Origin of the sequence: Sphingomonas colocasiae, from assembly GCF_019880585.1 — a bacterium.
GTDB lineage: Bacteria > Pseudomonadota > Alphaproteobacteria > Sphingomonadales > Sphingomonadaceae > Sphingobium_A > Sphingobium_A colocasiae.
In genome coordinates, this window is sequence record NZ_JAINVV010000012.1 from 306,432 (window position 1) to 326,639 (window position 20,208).

Sequence of the window (20,208 nt, forward strand, 5' to 3'; positions counted from 1 at the left end):
GGACGGGGAGCGGACGTGCCGACAGGCGATGCAGTTGATTCGCACGGTTTGCAGCCGCCGGCGCTGGCGATCTTTCGCCGCTATGTGACCGAGTTCGTGAACCGGCATGATTTTTCGGTGCTGCCGCGGATCATGCAGCCGGACTACACGCTTCACACCTCAGGATTGCGGATCCAGGGGCGTGACGGGCCGTATCGCAACGCGGTCGCCCGGCAGATGGAGCAGTTTCCCGGCCTGCAATTCACGCTCCACCGGCTGTTCGTGACCGGCGACGCCGTCGGCGTCCACTTCACCGAACATGGCGCCTCGCGCCTGCATGGAGGCGCCAGGGCCGCCTGGCCCTCTATCGCGATCTATGAGTCGCGCGATGGCTTGCTCGCGCAGTGCATGATCGAGCAGGACTATTACTCGCGCCGACGGCAACTGGCTTCGCGGGCGCCGGTGGCTGTCGCCGCGCCCGCCATCGCGCCATGGGACGAAACCGACGCCGAAACCGACCCGGCAGCCGAGGCCGCGGTCACCGCATGGCTCCAGGCCGGACGCTGGCTGGAGAGCAGGGATATCGACATCGACGATTCCGGCGCCATGGGCGCGATCGAGGCGGTGCTCGACCATGGCGACGTCGCGCTGACCCGCATGATCTCCGGACGAACACGCTCGGGCGAATCGCACGTCGTTTTCCATGCGCTCCAGAGTGGCCCGGTCAGCCCCGCATTCGCCGCGGCGGCCGGCGGACGGGCCGGCGAGGCGGCAAGCCTGCACCTGAGCGGCTTCGTCACCCTGCGCGACGGCAGAGTCGCCGAAGGCAACATCATCCGCGATCGCTGGGGCCTGTTCCGGCGACTTGCCAATTCGAACGATCGGCACGGCGCATAACGGCCGACCGCTCCAGACATCAGAACAAGGAACGAACAGAGTGACGGAACACGCAAACGCATCTCCGCTGGCCATGAATCTCGAACTCCCCGAAGAACACCGCGCCTTTCGCGACATGGTCGAAAGCTTCGTCGCGGCGGAACTGCCCAAGGATTGGGCGCGCGAACTCGAGCGGCGCGAGCATGACTATCCGTTCGAACTGTGGGACAAGTTCACCAAGGCCGGCTTCCACGGACTGGGCATTCCGGAGGAATATGGCGGCATCGGCGGCGACGTGCTGATGCAGATGATCCTCGCGCGCTCGCTCGCCCGCACGCTGGGCGGCCTTTCATGGATCTGGGGCCTCACCTCCTTCGCCGGCATGAAATCGATCGGCGTCTATGGCACCGAGGAACAGAAGCGCCGGTTCCTGCCGGACATCGCGGCGGGCAAGCTCCGCGCGGGCATCTCCTTCACCGAGCCGGGCGGCGGCACCGACGTGCTCGGTGCGATGCGCACCTATGCGACGAAGGTCGACGGCGGCTGGAAGATCAATGGCGAGAAGATCTGGAGCTCGTCGGCACATGTCGCCGATTATCTGCTGCTGCTCGCCCGGTCGGACCGCACCGTCGAGAAGAATCATCATGGCGTGACCCTGTTCTGGGTGCCCGCCAAGGCGCCGGGCATCACCACCACCGAATTGTCGAAGCTCGGCATGCGCTCGATCGGAAGCTGCCTCGTCCATCTGGAGGATGTGTTCGTATCCGACGATCTTGTGCTCGGCGAACCGCATCAGGCCTGGCGCATGCTGCTGCCGACGCTCAACAACGAACGCATGATGGTCAGCGCCTTCTGCCTGGGCATCATCGACGGCGTGCTGGAGGATGCGCTCGACTATGCCGGACAGCGCAAGGCCTATGGCAAGGTGATCGGCCAGTTCCAGGCGATCCAGCACATGATCGCCGAGATCAAGATGGCGCAATATCAGGTCGAATGCATGCTCACAGATTGTGCCTGGAAGATCGCGGTCGGCAAGGATTCGCTCGTCGAGACGACCGCGCTGAAGGTGATCGCCTCCGACCAGGCCAATCGCTGCGCCGATATCGGCCTGCAGATCCTTGGCGGCATGGGCTATTCGGCGGAAACCGACATGCAGCGCTATTGGCGCGACAGCCGGTTGTGGCGGATCGGCCCCATCACCAACGAAATGGCGCGCAACGTCATCGCCGAAAATCTGGGCCTGCCCAGGTCCTTCTGACCGCGCCGCAGAGGGAGCATCGCCGATGATCGATTCCCCAGGGGCGGACGACCGTCCCGACACGCTGGCCGCGCTGTTCACGCCCTTCGAACAGGCGGGTCTCTCGCTCCGGAACCGGATCGTGATGGCGCCGATGACGCGCTGGAAATCGCCCGGACAATATCCCGCTGCGGACGTGGCGGGATATTACCGGCGCCGCGCCGAGAATGAGGTGGGCCTGATCATCACCGAAGGGACGACGATCGGCCATCCGGTCTCCTCCTATTCGACGCGCGTTCCCGCCTTTCACGGCGAGGCGCTGTCCGGCTGGCGGCGCGTCGTGGAGGAGGTGCACGATGCCGGGGGCAAGATCATCCCCCAGCTCTGGCATGTCGGCATCATGCGCGATCCGCGCAGCGGCGATTATCCCAATCCCGATCTGCCGAGCGCCAGCCCCTCCGGCATCTACAAGCCCGGCGGCAAGGCCGTATTCCCGCCGATGACGCGCGCGGATATCGCCGCGGTGATCGACAGTTTCGCGGAAGCCGCCGCCGCCGCGCGCGCCACCGGCTTCGACGGGATCGAGATCCACGGTGCCCATGGCTATATCATCGACCAGTTCCTGTGGGATGCGCTCAACACGCGCGACGATGACGATTATGGTGGCGGCCCCGTCGAACGGACGCGCTTCGCGGTCGAACTGATCGAAAAGGTTCGCGCAGCGACCGGCCCGGACTTTCCGATCCTGTTGCGCATATCGCAGTGGAAACAGCAGGACTATGCGGCCCGGCTCGCCGAAACGCCCGAACGCCTCAAGGCAATCCTGGATCCGATCGCCGCGGCCGGGGTCGACATCTTCCATTGTTCGGAGCGTCGCTACTGGAACAGGGAGTTTCCGGGATCGGAGATGAATCTGGCCGGATGGGTCAAGCGCCTCACCGGGCGGCCGACGATCACTGTCGGCAGCGTGGGGTTGGCCGGCCCGATGTCGGTGACCAATATCGGCGAAGCCACCGAGGTTTCCGCCGATCTCGCGCCGCTCGCCCGGCGCATCGCGCATGGCGAGTTCGACCTGGTCGCTGTCGGACGGGCCCTGCTGACCGATCCCGGCTGGGCGCGAAAGGTGAAGCAGGGCCGCTTCGACGAATTGCGCCCGTTCACCAAGGATGCGCTCGACATATTGACCTGAAGGCGGCCGCCGGTTCGAACGCCGCCCCGCCCAGGGTCCGGACCCTAGGAGTCCGCGACCGGATCGCCGAGACGCGCGACGAACGCGAGAATGGCTTCGGCATAGGCGTCGTTGACGTCGCCCGTCAGCATATGACGCGCACCGGCGATGGTCACCGCCTCCACGCCGGGCACCGCATCGCGGAAAGCCTCGATCTCGGCGGGACTCGTCAGGTTGCTGAGTTCCGCCGCCATCACCAGGACGGGAACGCGGAGCCCGAGCGCCTCCGATACGAACAGTCCCTGCTCGCCGCCGCGCCGGATCTGCGCGTCGTTCAGGAAGCGCATGTCCCATTTCCAGCGCAACCGTCCACCGTCGCCCACCCGCATATGCCGCAGAAGGCGGGCCGGATCGGCAACCGCGGCCGGGTCCCCATGCAGACGGGCGATCATGGCGGCGGCATCCTCGACCGAAGCGAAGCCGTCCGCCGAAGTCCGCAACGTATCCCGGAAATGGTCGCCCACGGTTTCGTCGATCCACGGCGTGACGTCGGCGAGCAGCAGCGCCCGGCAGAGATCGGGCCGCCGCGCCGCCGTCAACATCGCGACATGACCGCCGAAGGATGCACCGACAAGGATGGCAGGCGCGCCGACCGCCTCGACGGCGATCACCAGATCCGCCACGAATGCATCGAGCCCATAGGCGGCATCGGGCGACCAATCGCTGTCGCCATGTCCGCGCAGATCGAGCGAACAAGCCCGATAGCCGGCGGCGGCGAGGCGGCGCGCGGCGCCACGCCATGCGGAACGGCTCTGCCCGCCGCCATGGAGCAGCAGGATCGATTGCCCTTGCGCGACGCCGCAGACGTCTCCGGCAAGCCGCAGACCGTCCTCGGAAACAAGCTCGATCTCGCGAAAGGCCAACGCCCCGCCCATGCTGTCCGCACTCACGCCTCGAATAGCAACCAATCGGTCGAAAAAGTCAACGACATGCAGCCTCGACATTTCTCGACAATCGCTGGTTTTGTGCTTTCGACTGAGAATCATTCGCCAAACCGTTGACAACCGATCGGTTGAAAATGCATCAACCAAGCAATGATCGAGCCGAGCGGCATTGCGCGGCCGCGCATGAGCCATGGAGAGGAACGTCATGCTGAAACTCGACATCCCCCTGTTCGAGGCGGAGGAGACGATACCGGATCTTCTCGCCCGGCAGGCGCGCGTGCGGCACGACAGCCCCTATGCGCATTTCCCCGATCGCAGCATCTCCTATGGAGCGCTTCACGCTGCGGCGATGCGCTGGGCCCGTGCCTTTCATGCCGCCGGCATCCGTGCCGGCGACCATGTCGCCACGCTGATGCCGAACTGCGCGGACTGGCTGCCCGTCTATTATGGCGCGCTCGGCGCCGGCGCGGCCGTGGTCGCGCTCAACGCGCGCTACAAACGGCAGGAACTGGCCTATACGCTCGGCCACAGCCGATCGCGGATCCTTGTGACGACCAATGATTTCGCCGAACATGTCGATTACGAACCGCTGCTGCGCGACGTGCTGCCGGACTTCGAAGGGCAAACGCCCTTCGACCTGAGGACAGAGGCCGCCCCCGACCTGCGCGCGGTCGTGATGTGCGGCGACGGACCCGCAGGCCCCTTTCCCGCCGCCCATGCCTTTCTCCAGCGCGGGGAAAGCGTGGACGCCGCCGATGTCGCGGCGGAGGCCACGCTGCGCCGGATCGACGACACGGCCGCCATCATCTACACGTCGGGAACCACGTCCAATCCCAAGGGATGCGAGCTTTCCCATCGCGCGCTGCAAAGCTGCTGGTCGACCTTCTCGAACATCGTCGATCTTGGCGCGGACGAAAGCGTGTGGCTGCCCATGCCCTTCTTCCACACCGGCGGCATCGGCCCGATGACGACGATCCTGGCGCGTGGCGCGGCGCTGGTGTCGCAACCGCATTTCGATCCCGATATCCTGCTCGAACTGATCGAGCGCCACCGCGTCAACCATCTCTATTCTGGATTTCCGCAGCTGAGCTTTCCGGTGCTGGAGCATCCGCGTTTCGACCGGATCCGCTTCACGCATGTCCGCACGATGCTCAATGTCGGCCCGGCCGCCATGCAGATGCGCGCGCAGCAGTTGCTGCCCGAGAACGCCACATTGCTCAACCTGTTCGGGATGACCGAAGGTTCGGGCATCGTCACCTTCACGCCGATCGACGCGCCGCTCGAAATCCGGGCAAGAAGTTCAGGCCTGCCGCCGCCGCACAGCGACGTACGTATCGTCGACCCGGACACCCTCGCCACCTGCGCTGACGGGGTTGCGGGAGAAATCCAGTTCCGCGGCCCCGGCGCCTTCACCCGCTATTATCGCGATCCGGACGCAACGAACGCGACGATCATCGAAGACGGCTGGGTGCGGACAGGCGATCGCGGAGAGATCGGTCCGGACGGACATCTGCTTTTCCTGGGGCGGATCAAGGACATACTCAAGGTCGGCGGCGAGAATGTCGGCGCCGTCGAGATCGAGGCATTTCTGCAGACCATTCCCGAAATCCAGCTCGCCCAGGTCATCGGCATGCCGGACGACCGAATGGGAGAGGTGCCGATCGCCTTTGTCGAGCGCCGCCCCGGAATGGAGATCGGCCAGGATGAAATCATCGCCGCATGCCAGGGCCAACTCGCCAGGTGGAAGATACCACGCCGGATCCTGTTCGTCAGCGAATGGCCGATGTCGGCAACCAAGGTCCAGAAGTTCCGCCTGAAGGAACTGCTGGCATCGGGATCAGAATCATGAGCTTCGACCTATCCGACGGCCACCGCTTCCTGCAGATCATGAAGCGATATTGCATCGATTATGTGAATGTCGGCGATCAGGCGGTAACGCGCGACCTGATGGTCGAGGATTATGTGCTCCATATGGGCGCATACGAGGTCGTCGGGCGCGACACCGCTTATTTCGACGCCACCGCGTCGCTTATGGCCCAATATCCGGGATTGATGCTGACCCTCCATGAGATCGCCACATCGGGCGAGCGACTGATGATGCGGTTCAGCGAGCATGGACGGCGCGCGAAGGATGGCGCCTTTTGCGCCTGGGGCGGGATCGCGCTGTATCGCTGGAACGGGGACAAGCTGGTCCATTGCTCGGTCGAGCAGGATTACTGGTCGCGACGGCGGCAGATCGAGACCGGCCGTGTCGACCCCATCGACGCGCCCGCGCCGGCGCCATGGCGGGTCGACCCGCAGCCGGCATCCCCCGATGCGGAAGCGGTGGTGCGTGCGTGGCTGATCGGCGGCGGCCTTGCCATCACGCCGGCGGTGCGGTGCGACGATACTTGGGCGACCGGACAATCGATGCGCGCGCTCGATCAGGAACGCATCGATATTCTCGATATTTTCTCGGCCGGTGAAAAAGTGGCTTTCCGCGTCGAACAGCATGGCCGGGTCGCCGACGATTTCGCGATCGGGAAACAGGGGCAAGGCGCATCGCTCCACGCGACCGGCATCGTCCATGTCCGCGACGGGCGCGTGCACGCGGGCCGCGCGATCCGCAACCGGTTCGACATGGGGAAGCGCCTGGGCGTAGCGACCAGCATCGGGGCCTGAAGGCGAGGAGGCAAGGATGACGCAAAGGCTGATCATCACCGGTTCGGCGAGCGGCATCGGCCGCGCCCTGGCTGAAAAGCTTGCCGACCGGGGCGATGCAGCCTTGTTCCTGGTCGATCGCCAGGCGGACGCACTGGCGGATCTCGCACAAAGGCTCGGGCAGCACTGCCCGGTGTTCTGGCGCGCCGGAGATCTCGGCGAGGTCGCGTTCTGCGAACAGGTGATCGCCGACGGCGCCGCCACGCTTGGCGGCATCGACGGCATCGCCAGCAATGCCGGCGCGATGAAGGGCGGCCCTTTGCTCGAGCTGTCGCCCGAGGATTTCGACTATCTGTTCCGCGTGAACACCCGCCCGACCTGGTTGCTCGGCCGGGCGGCGCACGGTCACCTCAAGGCCAGTGGCGGTGCGATCGTGGCGACGGGCTCGATCGCGGCCGAACACCCGGCGCCGCCGCTCGGCAGCTATTCGGCGAGCAAGGCCGCGCTGCTGATGCTCGTCCGCCAGATGGCGATCGAATGGGGCCCGGACGGCATCCGTATCAATTGCGTCTCGCCCGGCCCGACATTGACGCCGATGGTCGCGGGTTATGACGACGAACGGATCCGTCAGCGCAGCCGCAAGATCCCGTTGCGGCGGATTGGCCTCCCCGTCCAGGTGGCCGACGCCATCGCCTTTCTGCTCGGCCCCGAAGCCGCGCATGTGACCGGCCAGAATCTGGTGGTCGATGGCGGCCTGGGGTCGGCGTTGATGCCGCTCAGCGGCAGCGGAGAAGGCCAGCCGCAACGGGGGTAGAGCGATCCCGCGACCCGATGGTCACGGATCCGGGGCGATATCGATGACGACCTTGCCCCGACCATGACCGTTTTCGAGATGACCGAGCGCTTCGGCCGCAGAGGCGAACGCAAAGCGTTTCTCGATCTCGGGAACAAGGCGATGGCGGGCCGTGAAATCGAGCATCGTTTCGAATTCCGCCGCATTGCCGACATTGGTGCCCGTCACCACCCAGTTCTTGAGGAACAGTTCGGGCGCGGACAGCGGCACCGATGCTCCCCCGGTCGATCCGTACAGGACGATGCGCGCACCCATCGCCAGGCTTCGCGAATAGTCCCGGAAGCCACCGGCAGGTGCCCCGTCGAACACGACATCGAATCCGCCCGCCTGCCGGCGCAGCGCCTTGCCCCAGTCATCCGTACGATAATTGACGCCACCGGCCGCCCCCCGGGCCCGGGCCCAGGCGATGGTTTCGTCCGATCCGCTCGTTACCCAGGTTTCCGCCCCCATCGCGATCGCGAAGGCGAGCGCCTGCGCGGCGACGCCGCCGCCCGCGCCACAGATCAGCAACCGCTCGCCCGGCAGCAAGCCCGCCTTGGTGACGAGCCCGCGCCATGCCGTGATCCCGGCGAGCGGCAGCGCGGCGGCCTGTGCGAAATCGAGATGATCCGGCTTCGCGACCGCATTGGCGGCGGGCACGGACACATATTCGGCGATCGTGCCCGGCCCCGGCATACCGAGCAACCCGAATGCCGGCGCCGGGAACCGGGGATCATCCCCCCAGCCCAGCCCGGGATAGAGCATGACCCGTTCGCCGATCCGGGCCGGATCGACGCCGCGTCCGACGGCCGCGATGACGCCCGCGCCGTCTGCGCCGAGCGTCGCGGGCAGCACCATGCCGGGATATTGCCCCTTCGCGATCCAGAGCTCGCGATGATTGAGCGCCGCGGCGACCATCCGCACCAGCACTTCGCCTTCGCCGGGCACCGGATCCGCGACGTCCCCGATCGCCGGCCCGACGCCGATTTCACGCAACAACAGAGCTTTCATTCGCCAATCGCCTTTCAGGTCAACAGGGCCGTCACGGCCCATTCACAACGCGCCGGGACGTCAGGCGAGCTTGCGCTCGTCCAGGCCCAGGCCACGGCCGATGATTTCCTTCATGATTTCGCTGGTGCCCGCGAAGATCCGGCTGATCCGGGCGTCGCGATACATGCGGCTGATGCGATATTCGTCCATATAGCCGGCGCCGCCATGAAGCTGGAGGCAGGCATCCATCACCCGCGCCTCGAGTTCGCTCGACACCAGCTTGGCGCCCGCCGCATCCTCGGGCGACAGATCGCCGCGATTGAGCAGCAGCACGCACTGGTCGATGAAAGTCTGGGCCATGTCGAGCTCCGCACGCAGCCCCGCCATCACGAAACGGCTGTTCTGAAAGGCGCCGATGGGCCGGCCGAACGCGCGGCGATCCTTCACGAAATTCAGCGTGAGATCGAAGGCGGTCTGCGCGGTCGCCATGAAGCCGATCGCCGCCACCAACCGCTCCTGCACGAGCAATTGCGCGAGCCCGGCAAAACCCTGCCCCGCCACGCCGAGAAGATTGGCCTTCGGCACCCGGACATCGTTGAAGAACAGCTCTGCCGTGTCCTGGCTGTCGAGCCCCATCTTCGCCAGCTTGCGCCCGCGTTCGAACCCGGCCATGCCGCGCTCGACCAGGAACAGCGAGATCCCGTGCGGCCGATCGGGATCGGTGCGCGCCGCCACCACCACGAGATCGGCGAGAATGCCGTTCGAGATATAGGTCTTGGCGCCATTGAGCAGCCAGTGATCGCCGGCATCGACGGCGCGCGTCTTCATGCCCGCAAGATCGCTGCCCGTCGACGGTTCGGTCATCGCGACCGCGAGGATCGTCTCGCCCGAGACGATCGCGGGCATGAAGCGGTCCTGCTGCTCGGCCGTCCCGAGCTTGGCGATATAGGGGGCGACGAGATCGCTGTGCAGGTTGATGTAGAAGCCGATATCGCCGTGGCGCATATTCTCCTCGATGATGATCTGCTCGAAGCGGAAATCATCGATCCCGGCGCCGCCATGGCGCTCTTCGGCCCAGGTGCACAACAGTCCGGCAGCCCCCGCCTTCGCGTACAGCGCGCGATCGACGATGCCGTCCTCGCGGAAGCGTTCGGCATGCGGCGCGACCTCGCTCAGCATGAAATGGCGAACGCTGTCCCTGAATTGCTCATGCTCCGCCTCGAAGATCAGCCGGCGCATCACCAGCCGAATCCCGTGCCGGCCGCGGCCATATCGCGAAGCCGGCGGGTGGGCGCGAACCGTTCGCCGTGGCGTTGGGCAAGCTGGTCGCATTCGGCGACGAACGCGGCGACGCCGACGGTTTCGATCAGCGACAGCGTGCCGCCGGTCCAGCCCGGGAAGCCCCAGCCCAGCACCGCGCCAAGATCGCCATCGGCAGGATGGGTGAGCACATCCTGTTCCAGGCAACGCGCCGTTTCGAGCGCCTGGACATAGAGCAACCGCTTGCGGACCTCTCCGGGATCGGGCTGTTGCGCCGCCACCGGGAAATGATCGGCGAGGCCAGGCCAGAGACGTTTCGGCCCGTCGGCCGGATAGTCGTAAAACCCCGCCCCGCCCTTGCGCCCGGGCCGGCCAAGACGATCGACCATCAACTCCATCACATCGGCCGAGGCAGGCCGGCGATAGGCGGGATCCTCGCGTTCGGATTCGCGTACGATCTTGAGCGGGAGTTCGATCGACGTCTCATCGATCACCGCAAGCGGGCCAACCGGCATGCCGGCCTGCCGCGCCACATTTTCGATGAGCGCGGGCGCCACGCCCTCGTTCAGCAATTGCATGCCTTCATGGATGAACGTCTGGAACACGCGGCTGGTATAGAAACCCCGGCTGTCGTTCACGACGATCGGCGTCTTGCGCAACTGGCCGACGAGGTCGAGCGCGCGGGCCAGCGTCTCGTCGCTCGTCCGCCGGCCGCGGATCACCTCCACCAGGCCCATGCGATCCACCGGCGAGAAGAAGTGCAGTCCGATAAAGTTTTCGGGCCGCCCGAAAGCCTCTGCGAGATCGGTGATCGGCAGCGTCGATGTGTTGGACGCGAACAGCGCGTCGCTTGCGATCACGGCCTCTGCCCGCGCCGTTACATCGGCCTTGATCGCGCTGTCCTCGAACACTGCTTCGATCACGAAATCGGCACCGGCGAGATCGTCATAGCGGGTCGTCGGGCTGATGCGCGCGAGCAGCGCCGCTCCATCGGCCGCCCGGATACGGCCCTGCTCCACCTGCCGGCCGACGAGCTTTTCGGAATAGGCCTTGCCCCGCTGGGCCGCCTGCGCGCCGGCATCGAGCAAGACGACCTCGATCCCCGCCTTCGCCGCGACATAGGCTATCCCCGCCCCCATCATGCCCGCACCGAGCACCGCCAGCCGATCGACCTTGCGTACCGGATAGCCGGCCGGACGCCGGGCGCCTTTCTCCGCAAGCCCCTTGTTCACGAAATTCGTCCGCACGATGTTGCGGGCGACCGGATCGGTCACGAGCCTGGCGAAATAGCGGCTCTCGACGACAAGCGCCTTGTCGAAAGGGAGCTGGACCCCTTCGAACAGGCAGGCGAGGATCGCGATCGGCGCCGGATAATTCTCGCCATATTTCGCGGACAGTCGCGCCGTCATGCCCGTGAAGAACCCGGCGGTCGCCTGTTTGAGCAGGCCATCGGACTCGGCAAGCGCAAACCCCTTGCGGTCCCATGGGCGTACCGGATCGGGGCGCGAGGCGAGCCAGGCGCGCGACGCTGCAAGCAACTCATCCGGCGGCACCACGGCGTCGACCAATCCCGACGCCAGCGCGGTTTCGGGACCGTAGCTCCTGCCTTCGAGCAGGACTTCCGCCGCCTTTTCGACACCGATCAGGCGCGGCAGGCGCTGGGTACCGCCCGAACCGGGCAGAAGCCCGACATTCACCTCCGGCAGACCGACCACCGCGCGCGGATCGTTCGCGATGATCCGGTGCGTGCAGGCCAATGCCAGTTCGTAGCCACCGCCCAGCGCGAAGCCGTTGATCGCCGCCACCACGGGTTTGCCGCAGCTTTCAACCAGCCGATGCATGCGCGACGCGCTTTGGCTGAACGCGAAGGCCTGCGCGGCGGACATGCCGACCACGTCCGCCAATATATATTTGAGGTCGGCGCCGGCCATGAAGCCGGTCTTTGCCGAGGTGACGATCACGCCGTTCACGGAGGCGTCGGAGCGCACGGCTTCGAATTCGGCGGCAAGCGCATCCACCCAAGCCGGCGAAACCGTGTTCACCGGGGCATCGCGATCATCGAGCAGGATCGTCAGGATCGCCCCCTCGCGGCGCGTCGAGAAATAGTCAGCCATGATGATCAAACCCGTTCGATGATTGTGGCCGTGCCAAGGCCATTGCCCGCGCACAGCGTGATGAGGGCGGTCGACAGGTCGCGGCGCTCGAGTTCGCGCAGGACGGTGCCGAGGATCATGGCGCCGGTGGCGCCGAGCGGATGCCCGAGCGCGATCGCGCCGCCGGCCACGTTGACGCGGGCCGGATCGAGATCGAGCGCCGCCATGTAGCGCAGCACGACGCTGGCAAAGGCCTCGTTGATCTCGAACAGGTCGATATCTCCGATGGCCATCCCGCTGCGCGCGAGCAGCTTGCGCGTCACCTCGGCCGGCGCGGTGAGCATGATCGTCGGTTCGGAACCACAGTTCGCGAAACTCCGGATTCGCGCGCGCGGCCGCATATCCGCCGAGACGCCGAAACCCGCATTGCCGACCAGCACCGCCGCCGCGCCATCGACGATCCCCGATGAATTGCCGCCGGTATGAACGTGCTCGATCCGCTCCACCTGCGGATAACGGCGCATGGCGATGGCATCGTAACCCGCCTTGCCCAGTCCGGTGAAAGCCGGCTTCAGCGCCCCCAGGCTCTCCATCGTCGTGTCGGGACGCGGATATTCGTCGCGATCGAGAACGACCTGGCCGATCACGTCGCGCACCGGCACGACACATCGATCGAACGCACCGCCGGCCAGCGACTGAGCGGCGCGGCGCTGGCTCTCGACAGCATAGGCGTCGACATGTTCGCGGCTGAATCCGTCCAGCGTCGCGATGAGATCCGCGCCGATGCCCTGCGGCGCGAAATGATTGTGATAGCTGCACCAGGGATCGGCGCTCCAGGCGCCCGTGTCGGCGCCGATATAGGTGCGCGACATGGATTCGACACCACCGCCGACCGCCGCATCGGCGGCGCCGACCATCACCTGCGCGGCGGCCGCATTGACCGCCTCCAGCGCGGAGGCGCAGAAGCGGTGGACCTGCTGCCCCGCGACACCCTCGCTCCAGCCCGCCGTGAGCAGCGCGGCACGCGCGATATTGCCGCCCTGCTCGCCCACCGGTTGCGCACAGCCATAGATGACATCGTCCACCAGCGCCGTGTCGAACGCATTGCGCTCCGCCAGCGCCCGCAACGGCGTCGCGGCCAGCTCGACTGCCGTGATTTCGCGCAGCGCGCCGTCGGCCCTGCCACGGCCACGCGGTGTCCTGACGCAATCATAGATGAAGGCCTCGTTCAACGCACTCTCCCCAGGGAATCATTTTCGACCGATTGGTTGATTATAATTGACCTGCCAGCGCTGCGGGTTTAGGTCAACCGTCATCGTAAAGCGCATCGGCGAGCGCTGGCGGCAGGTTGAGGAGGCGAAGATGGCGGCACGCTGCATATCCCGATTTTCCGGCTGTTGTTGTGGACCGGCTACACCGATCGGGTGACGGCTGCTGCCCCTGCCAGCGCCGTGCTCGGCCATTGACCGCGCATCCATGCAAGGGAAGCAGACCACCTTACCATAATCTACCGTTTGTATGTTTTTGTTGAAAACCATCGCGACGCCCGCCCCTCTCGCCAGACGGAAGCTGCATGATCGATTCACTCTTCTCGCTTGCCGGAAGAAACGCCCTGGTCACCGGCGGTGCACGCGGCTTGGGCCGCATGATCGCGCAGGGATTGATCGGCGCGGGCGCGAATGTGTTCATCACCGCCCGCAAGGAGGAGGACTGCCGGACCGCCGCCCTGGAGATCGGAACGGGCTGCACGGCGCTGCCGGGCGATGCCGGTTCGCCTGAGGGCATCGCGGCGCTCGGCGCGGCTTTCCGTCAGTCGGGCGAGCAGAGCCTCCATATATTGGTGAACAATGCCGGCCGGACCTGGGGGGCGCCGTTCGACGATTTTCCCGACAAGGCATGGCCGGGCGTGATGGCGGTCAACGTCCAGGCGCCGTTCCGCATGGTGCAGGAGTTCATGCCGGAACTGATTGCGTCCGCCACCGCCGCCGACCCGGCGCGCGTCATCAATATCGGATCGATCGCCGGGCTTCGGACCACCGGCCTTTCCGCCTATAGCTACGCCGCCAGCAAGGCGGCGATCCACCATCTCGGGCGGCAACTGGCGCGAGACCTGGTCGACCGGCACATCAATGTGAACACGCTGCACCCGGGCTATTTTCCGACGGCGATGACCGCGCATCTGCGCGATTCCCCCGATGCGGCGCTGGAAGCCCATATCCCGATGCGGCGCCTCGGCCGGCCCGCGGACATCGCCGGGGCGATCGTCTTCCTGGCCAGCCCGGCAGGCGCCTATGTCACCGGCGCCGGCCTTTCGCTCGACGGCGGCATCGAGGGTTGCAGCTGAGCCCCGCGACTTGGAGACAGAATCCGGATGAACGCGACACAAGACGATATTCCGCCTCCGCCGGAGGTTCGCGGCATCGTCCTCGACGGCGCCGAACCCTATGTGATCAAGGCGGACGAGAATGCCGCCCTGTGCCGCTCGACCGGGATCGAACCGGCGGGCGACGGCACCGCACACCCCATCTACCACTTCATCGCAACGCAGCTCGGCATGAAGCATTCGGTCGCCGAGTTCTGCGCATTGTTCGATTTCGACGTCGCGGATGGGCCCATGATCGTGGGCTCGATCGTGACGTTCCATACCCCGCTCAGGGTGGAGACGCCCTATTGGGTGCGCGGCGAGATCCTGAGCATCACCCGCAAGCAAAGCCGCAAGCTCGGCACGATGGATGTCGCCGACTATCGGCTGGCGCTGCTCGACGGCGAAACGTCCGTCGCCGAAGTGACCAACAGCTGGATCTTCCCGCGAAAGGCACGGACATGACGCCCGGTACATTGCTGACCCCCTTTGTCGTGGAGGCCGTTTCGCCTGGCGCGATGCGGGAATGGTCGGTGTTTCTCGCCGACCCCAATCCGATCCATCTCGACGCGGAGGCGGTCAGGGCGGCGGGCCTCGGCGATCGCCCCATCAATCAGGGGCCCGCCAATCTCGCCTATCTCATCAACCTGTTGTCGCTCAATTTTCCGGAGATGGACATCGTTACGCTGGAAACGCGCTTCAACGGCAACGTCTTCGCAGGCGACCGCTGCGTCGCCGGCGGACATGTGATCGAAGTCGGCGAGACCGGCGTGCGCTGCGAGATCTGGCTCGATGTCGATGGCGGGGGCCGCGCCGTCAGCGCGAACGCCAGCGTGCGGAAGCGCGCGCGGCCCTGACCATGCCGAATGCCCGGCCTCGCTTGGTTCAGCCCGCAGACCGATCGTAACAGGCCAGCCCTTGCACCATGATGCCGGCCGACTGGACCGCGATCTGCTCGATCGGCAGCGGCCCGCCGGGGCTGTACCATTGCGAGATCGAAACCACGCCCCGCATCACGACCTGGCCGATTGTCGGGATATCGAAGGATGCGGGCACCTGGCCCTGCCGCACCGCGAGCTCGATCAGGCGGACGAGCGTGTCGTAATAGATGCGTCGTTCGGCGAGAATGGCGTTCTGCTGGCTTTGATCGAGATAGTCGAAATCGCGGGAATAGATCGCAAGCCGATCGGCATGTTTACCGGTGTAGATGCAGAGCTGGACGAGAAAGGCGCGCAGTTCGCCAAGCGGATCGGTGGTGCTGAAGTTCACGCTTTCCGCCAGCGCGATGCCGCCGAGATGAAGATCCTTCAGGATCTCGAACAGCAACTCCTCCTTGGAATCGACATAATAATAAAGACTGGCTTTCCGGATCCCCACCGCATCGCTGATATCCTGCATGGAGGTGGCGAAGAATCCACGCCGATTGAACAATTCGGTGGTGACGCGCAATATGTCCGCCCAGCGTTTCCGCGCCTTCGCGCTCTGGCGAGGCGCATTTTCGATTGCGGCCGGCACATGTGCCGCATCATTGCCTGGCAGCGTCCGCGATCTGGCTCTCATTTGTCTTCCTTGTGCATCGGCAGGACGCCTGCGCAACCTATCGCGCGGCCATGGGCATTTCCAGCGGAAGTGCCGGGTGGGGGGCCTGCGGTCACGCGATGGCGACCCCGGGCGGCGTCCATGCATCGCGGTCGACGAACAGGTCCAGCGTCAGCGGCATGCCGGGCACATCCTGATAGGCGTCGAAATCGCGATGGCCGGCCTCCCAGAGCACTTCGTCGTCGAGGAAGAAACGCCCCGTGCATGCGCGCGCGTCGCGCTTGAAGATCGTACAGGCGGCTTCGGCCATGATCTCGGGCCTGCGCGCGACGATGCCCGCGGATTGCTCGCCGCCCATGCCGAGCGCGGCGGTCGCGATCGCCGTTCGCGGCCACAGACCGTTGAAGGCGACGCCCTGCGCGCGGAACTCCTCGGCCATCGCCATCATGTAGATGCTCATGCCGAACTTCGACAGCGCATAAGCGGGAAAGCGGCCGAACCAGTGCGGCCGCATGTGCGGCGGGGGCGAAAGCGCAAGGACGTGCGGATTGGCCGACCGCAGCAGATGCGGCAGACAGGCCCGGGATACAAGATAGGTGCCGCGCGCATTGATCTGATGCATCAGATCATGACTTTTCGCGTTGACCGCGAGCGTGCCGCCAAGATTGATCGCCGACGCATTGTTGACGCAGATATCGACGCCTCCGAAATGCGCTACCGCTTTTTCGACCGCAGCGTCGATAGCATCCCCGTCACGGATATCGACGGCGATCGGCAACGCCTTGCCGCCGGCTCGTTCGATCGCGTCGGCCGCCGTGAAGATCGTACCGCTGATGCCCGGACGCGGCACGGAAGACTTTGCCGCGATCACGATATTCGCGCCTTCCCGCGCCGCACGCAGGGCAATGGCCAGGCCGATCCCACGGCTCGCGCCCGTGATGAACAGCGTCTTGCCGCACAGATCGGCCATTCCCGCCACTTCCTTCGTCAATTGCGCTTCAAGAATATTGTTTTCGACCAATCGGTAGATTACAAGCATGGACAAGACAAGAAATTTCGCGAGCGCGGCGCAAGCGATCAAGGGAGCGGACGGCATGTATCTCACCCAGACCCTGCACCGGCTGAAACGACAATCGCCCGACAGCACCGCGCTGATCGCGGACGGCGCACGCGAAAGCTGGGCAGAGCTTGCGGATCATGCGGCGCGCTTCGCCGGCGCGCTGCGGCGCCTGGGGCTCGCGGCCGGTGACAGGGTTGCGCTGCTCGCGCCCAGCGGCATTCCCTATGTCCACTATCTTTACGGCACCTGGTGGGCGGGTGGTGTGCTCAATCCGGTCAACACGCGCTGGTCCGCCGCGGAGATCGGCTTTTCCCTGATCGACTGCGGCACGGAGATCCTGATTGTCGATCCCGCTTTCGCCGCGCTCGTACCGGATATCCGCAAGCACGCGCCCGATCTGCGGCATGTGCTGAGCCTGGGCGAAGAGGGTGCTGCCGACCTGACGCCCCGTAGCGCATGGCTCGACGATGCGCCCGCCATTCCGGACGCGTTGCGCGCGGGTGATGATCTGGCGGCCATTCTCTATACGGGCGGCACGACCGGGCGGCCCAAAGGCGTCATGCTCACGCATCGCGGCATCATGACATCATTGCTGGCGACGCTCGCCTTTCCCGGCGCGACACCCGGCGACATGTTCCTCCATGCCGCGCCGCTTTTCCATATCGGGGGCATGGGCGGACTGCTCTTCGCGCTGCTCGCCGGCAAAAGCTGCGTCTTGTTGCCCGCCTTCGAGCCGGCCGCCGTGCTCGCGGCGGTCGAGACCCATGGCGTCAGCGATGCCTTTCTGGTGCCCACGATGCTGCGCATGGTGATCGACCACCCGGCCTTTGCCGGGCATGACATGTCGAGCCTGCGTCTTGTCCGCTACGGCGCCGCGCCGATGGACGAAGCGCTGATGGATCGGCTGGTCGCGGCGCTGCCGCAAGCATGTTTCCTGCAGGCCTATGGCATCACCGAGCTGTCGCCGACCTGCTGCATGCTCGGCCCCGCCGACCATGGCCCGGAAGCATTCGCCGACGGCCGGGGCCGATCGGCCGGGCGCCCCATCGCGGTGCTGGAAGTCAGGATCGTCGACGCGGAGGGCAATGAGGTGCCCCGCGGGGAGGCCGGCGAGATCGTCGCGCGCGGGCCCACCGTGATGGCCGGCTATTGGGGACGCCCCGAGGAAACGGCGTCAGCGATACGCGACGGGTGGCTGCATACCGGCGACATCGGCCGGTTGGACGCGGCCGGCTATGTCACCATCGTCGATCGATTGAAGGACATGATCGTCTCGGGCGGCGAGAATGTCTATTCCGCCGAAGTGGAAGCGGCGCTTGCCGGCCATCCGGACATCGCGATGTCGGCAGTCATCGCGGCATCGGACGAAACATGGGGTGAGCGGGTACATGCCGTCGTCATTGCGCGACCGGGCCAGGCCATCGATCTCGCCAGTGTCCAGGCCCATTGCCGCAAAACGCTAGCCGGCTACAAGATTCCGCGTTCGATGACGCTTGTCGACCAACTGCCCTTGTCCGCCGCCGGAAAGATCCTGAAGAGCGAGCTTCGTCAGCGATTTTCGGGATGGGACGGCAAATCCGCGTGACGATCGCGGCGCCCGCCATCCGATTGCCGGGGCGGGGCCTCAGCGCACCGATCGGGCGCATGTGAAATTGCCGGCGGACCGCGTGGCCCCCGATCCGCGATAGACCGCTTTCGCGGGATAGGGACAGATCGGCCGCTGCATTTCGATCGCGCTCTTGTCTTCGCCTGAGAATTTCGTCGTGATGATGCGGTCGGGCGCAGCCCCTGTGTCGGTCCACGCGATCAGGGCCGAGAAGATGTCATGCTCTGCATCGTCCACCGGCGGACGCGGCGGAATGCCGAGCGTCGCGTTGAAAGCATCGGGGCCCGCGCCGCCACCGCAATGCATCATACCCGGCGCCAGGAACAGGCGCGCATTGTCCTCGAGCTTGCCGGCACCACCGAGTTGCGCGGCCTGCCGCTCGTAAAAGGCCACCGACTGCCCGGGCGCCACCAGCGTATCGGCCAGGCCGTGATAGATGATCAGCTTGCCCCCGCGCGCGACGAACCCCTGAAGGCTGCCGCGCGTCGCATCGTTCACGATCCCGTCCAGGCGCGCCTGGACCTCGGGCATGTCACGATCGAAATCGAAGCGCTTCCAGTCCCAATCGGCACCGAAGACCCATTTGAAAAGTCCCCCGAAGGGTGGCTGGCCGTTGATCGGCGTCTGCAGGAACGACCAGCCGAAGGTGTCCGGCATTTCGCTTCCCGGCAGCCAGCCGAAATAGCGCGGCCTGCCGTCACGGCTCGTCGGCCCCGAGTAGAATGCGCGCGCGGTCGCGACCTCGCCTTCGGTCAGGCAATTGTCGGATACGGTACCCTTGCATTGCAGCAGGCCGGGATCGAACTGGCAGCTCATCGGATCCGAAACGAACGGATCCCCGGCCAGTCCATGCCCCTGGCGCCAGCAGGTCGCGATGGCGGCCTTGTTCAGCAGTTTGAGCTTGCCGGCCGAAAGCAGGCTGGCCGGCGTGCGATGCGCGGCCGCATAATCCCAGAGCACCGCCGCATGGCCCCATGTCCGGTTGATGACCGGAGCACCCACGAGGATGCCGTCATAATCGGCCGGGTAATACAGCGCTTCTATCAGGCCCTGCTGACCGCCCGTCGAACAACCGGTGTAATAGGCACGCTTCGCATCCCGGCCATAAAAGGCCCTGGTGATGGCCTTGCCGGTGACGGTCATCGCATGCGTCGACAGGCGGGCCCAGTCCCGCCACTTGCGCGGCTGTCCGATCAGGGCGTCTCCCTCCAGCGGGGTTGCCGGTGCGGTGCCGGTGTCGGTCGTCGCGGTGGCGAATCCGCGTCGCAACCCATCGGCCATGCCCGAATAGCCGGAGGCGAGAATGCCGGCGAAGCCGCCATTGCCGTTGCCGTGGAAGACGCCGGCCCACCCTTCCACGGGCAACCAGATCTCCACGCCGACATCGGAGCCGGGCGCCGAACGCACGCGCGCGACGACGCGGCAGAAACTGCGATAGCCCGGCGCCTCCCCCACGACCGTCGTCTCGGCGGCCTTGGCGGGAACAAGCGCCGCACTCACGATGCTTGTGTCGGGAAGTCGTAATTTTCCGAGCGCCTCGCAACGTGCGGCCATCGCCTCCGGCGCCGGTGCCCGAACCAGCGCCGCGACCGCCGGAGGCGGCACGGCCGGCGCCGCCATCA

The 20,208-nt window shown here is 65.9% G+C and carries 19 protein-coding genes; 10 read left to right on the plus strand and 9 right to left on the minus strand.

The features are described from left to right. Window positions 1–15: 15 nt before the first annotated feature. Genes K7G82_RS25220 through K7G82_RS25230 form a run of 3 tightly spaced genes read left to right on the plus strand, consistent with a single transcriptional unit; the run spans window position 16 to window position 3,281 of the window. Entirely contained in the window at window positions 16–876 is an 861-nt protein-coding gene (locus tag K7G82_RS25220) for an ester cyclase (RefSeq protein WP_222992721.1), read from the plus strand. A 40-nt stretch (window positions 877–916) separates the two neighbouring features. Beyond that, the gene (locus K7G82_RS25225) at window positions 917–2,113 is read left to right on the plus strand and encodes an acyl-CoA dehydrogenase family protein (RefSeq protein WP_343228644.1); all 1,197 of its coding nucleotides are present in this window, start codon (window positions 917–919) and stop codon (window positions 2,111–2,113) included. A gap of 25 nt (window positions 2,114–2,138) precedes the next feature. Next, complete coding sequence (locus K7G82_RS25230) at window positions 2,139–3,281, plus strand: NADH:flavin oxidoreductase (protein ID WP_222992722.1); 1,143 nt, start codon at window positions 2,139–2,141, stop codon at window positions 3,279–3,281. A gap of 44 nt (window positions 3,282–3,325) precedes the next feature. Here the strand turns inward: K7G82_RS25230 and K7G82_RS25235 are convergent, their stop codons facing one another. Continuing rightward, window positions 3,326–4,195, minus strand: coding sequence for an alpha/beta fold hydrolase (locus K7G82_RS25235; protein WP_222992723.1), 870 nt, complete (start codon window positions 4,193–4,195; stop codon window positions 3,326–3,328). Between the two features lie 214 nt (window positions 4,196–4,409). Here K7G82_RS25235 and K7G82_RS25240 point away from each other — a divergent pair, with 214 nt between their 5' ends. Genes K7G82_RS25240 through K7G82_RS25250 form a run of 3 tightly spaced genes read left to right on the plus strand, consistent with a single transcriptional unit; the run spans window position 4,410 to window position 7,658 of the window. Beyond that, window positions 4,410–6,053, plus strand: coding sequence for a class I adenylate-forming enzyme family protein (locus K7G82_RS25240; RefSeq protein WP_222992724.1), 1,644 nt, complete (start codon window positions 4,410–4,412; stop codon window positions 6,051–6,053). Then, window positions 6,050–6,865, plus strand: a complete 816-nt coding sequence (locus K7G82_RS25245; RefSeq protein WP_222992725.1) for a nuclear transport factor 2 family protein — start codon at window positions 6,050–6,052, stop codon at window positions 6,863–6,865. The genes K7G82_RS25240 and K7G82_RS25245 overlap by 4 nt, the downstream gene beginning before the upstream one ends. Before the next feature lie 16 nt (window positions 6,866–6,881). Continuing rightward, a complete protein-coding gene (locus tag K7G82_RS25250) occupies window positions 6,882–7,658 on the plus strand; it encodes an SDR family NAD(P)-dependent oxidoreductase (protein WP_222992726.1) in 777 nt (258 codons plus the stop codon). Between the two features lie 21 nt (window positions 7,659–7,679). Here the strand turns inward: K7G82_RS25250 and K7G82_RS25255 are convergent, their stop codons facing one another. The 5 genes from K7G82_RS25255 to K7G82_RS25275 are packed head-to-tail and all read right to left on the minus strand — an operon-like array spanning window position 7,680 to window position 13,557. Beyond that, complete coding sequence (locus K7G82_RS25255; RefSeq protein WP_222992727.1) at window positions 7,680–8,687, minus strand: alcohol dehydrogenase catalytic domain-containing protein; 1,008 nt, start codon at window positions 8,685–8,687, stop codon at window positions 7,680–7,682. Between the two features lie 60 nt (window positions 8,688–8,747). Continuing rightward, window positions 8,748–9,905 carry an acyl-CoA dehydrogenase family protein gene (locus tag K7G82_RS25260; protein ID WP_222992765.1) on the minus strand — a complete coding sequence of 386 codons (1,158 nt, stop codon included), beginning with the start codon at window positions 9,903–9,905 and terminating at the stop codon, window positions 8,748–8,750. Further along, window positions 9,905–12,040, minus strand: coding sequence for a 3-hydroxyacyl-CoA dehydrogenase NAD-binding domain-containing protein (locus K7G82_RS25265; protein WP_222992728.1), 2,136 nt, complete (start codon window positions 12,038–12,040; stop codon window positions 9,905–9,907). The genes K7G82_RS25260 and K7G82_RS25265 overlap by 1 nt, the downstream gene beginning before the upstream one ends. A 5-nt stretch (window positions 12,041–12,045) precedes the next feature. Then, window positions 12,046–13,251 carry an acetyl-CoA C-acetyltransferase gene (locus K7G82_RS25270; RefSeq protein WP_222992729.1) on the minus strand — a complete coding sequence of 402 codons (1,206 nt, stop codon included), beginning with the start codon at window positions 13,249–13,251 and terminating at the stop codon, window positions 12,046–12,048. 18 nt (window positions 13,252–13,269) lie between these two features. Beyond that, entirely contained in the window at window positions 13,270–13,557 is a 288-nt protein-coding gene (locus tag K7G82_RS25275) for a hypothetical protein (protein ID WP_222992730.1), read from the minus strand. A gap of 35 nt (window positions 13,558–13,592) precedes the next feature. Here K7G82_RS25275 and K7G82_RS25280 point away from each other — a divergent pair, with 35 nt between their 5' ends. From K7G82_RS25280 to K7G82_RS25290, 3 genes are read left to right on the plus strand one after another with little or no spacing between them, the layout of a single operon-like run. Next, the gene (locus K7G82_RS25280; protein WP_246623848.1) at window positions 13,593–14,363 is read left to right on the plus strand and encodes an SDR family oxidoreductase; all 771 of its coding nucleotides are present in this window, start codon (window positions 13,593–13,595) and stop codon (window positions 14,361–14,363) included. Window positions 14,364–14,390: 27 nt separating this feature from the next. Beyond that, window positions 14,391–14,846 carry a hypothetical protein gene (locus K7G82_RS25285; protein WP_222992731.1) on the plus strand — a complete coding sequence of 152 codons (456 nt, stop codon included), beginning with the start codon at window positions 14,391–14,393 and terminating at the stop codon, window positions 14,844–14,846. Continuing rightward, window positions 14,843–15,238 carry a MaoC family dehydratase gene (locus K7G82_RS25290; RefSeq protein WP_222992732.1) on the plus strand — a complete coding sequence of 132 codons (396 nt, stop codon included), beginning with the start codon at window positions 14,843–14,845 and terminating at the stop codon, window positions 15,236–15,238. The genes K7G82_RS25285 and K7G82_RS25290 overlap by 4 nt, the downstream gene beginning before the upstream one ends. Before the next feature lie 28 nt (window positions 15,239–15,266). On the opposite strand, the gene K7G82_RS25295 is transcribed toward K7G82_RS25290, so the two are convergent. Further along, window positions 15,267–15,941, minus strand: coding sequence for a TetR/AcrR family transcriptional regulator (locus K7G82_RS25295; RefSeq protein WP_222992733.1), 675 nt, complete (start codon window positions 15,939–15,941; stop codon window positions 15,267–15,269). Window positions 15,942–16,032: 91 nt separating this feature from the next. Further along, complete coding sequence (locus tag K7G82_RS25300) at window positions 16,033–16,890, minus strand: SDR family oxidoreductase (protein ID WP_222992734.1); 858 nt, start codon at window positions 16,888–16,890, stop codon at window positions 16,033–16,035. A 67-nt stretch (window positions 16,891–16,957) separates the two neighbouring features. Here K7G82_RS25300 and K7G82_RS25305 point away from each other — a divergent pair, with 67 nt between their 5' ends. Beyond that, window positions 16,958–18,565, plus strand: coding sequence for an acyl-CoA synthetase (locus tag K7G82_RS25305; protein ID WP_222992735.1), 1,608 nt, complete (start codon window positions 16,958–16,960; stop codon window positions 18,563–18,565). Window positions 18,566–18,604: 39 nt separating this feature from the next. Here the strand turns inward: K7G82_RS25305 and K7G82_RS25310 are convergent, their stop codons facing one another. Beyond that, window positions 18,605–20,206: a tannase/feruloyl esterase family alpha/beta hydrolase gene (locus K7G82_RS25310; protein WP_246623849.1), complete on the minus strand. Its 1,602-nt coding sequence runs from the start codon at window positions 20,204–20,206 to the stop codon at window positions 18,605–18,607. Window positions 20,207–20,208: the final 2 nt, after the last annotated feature.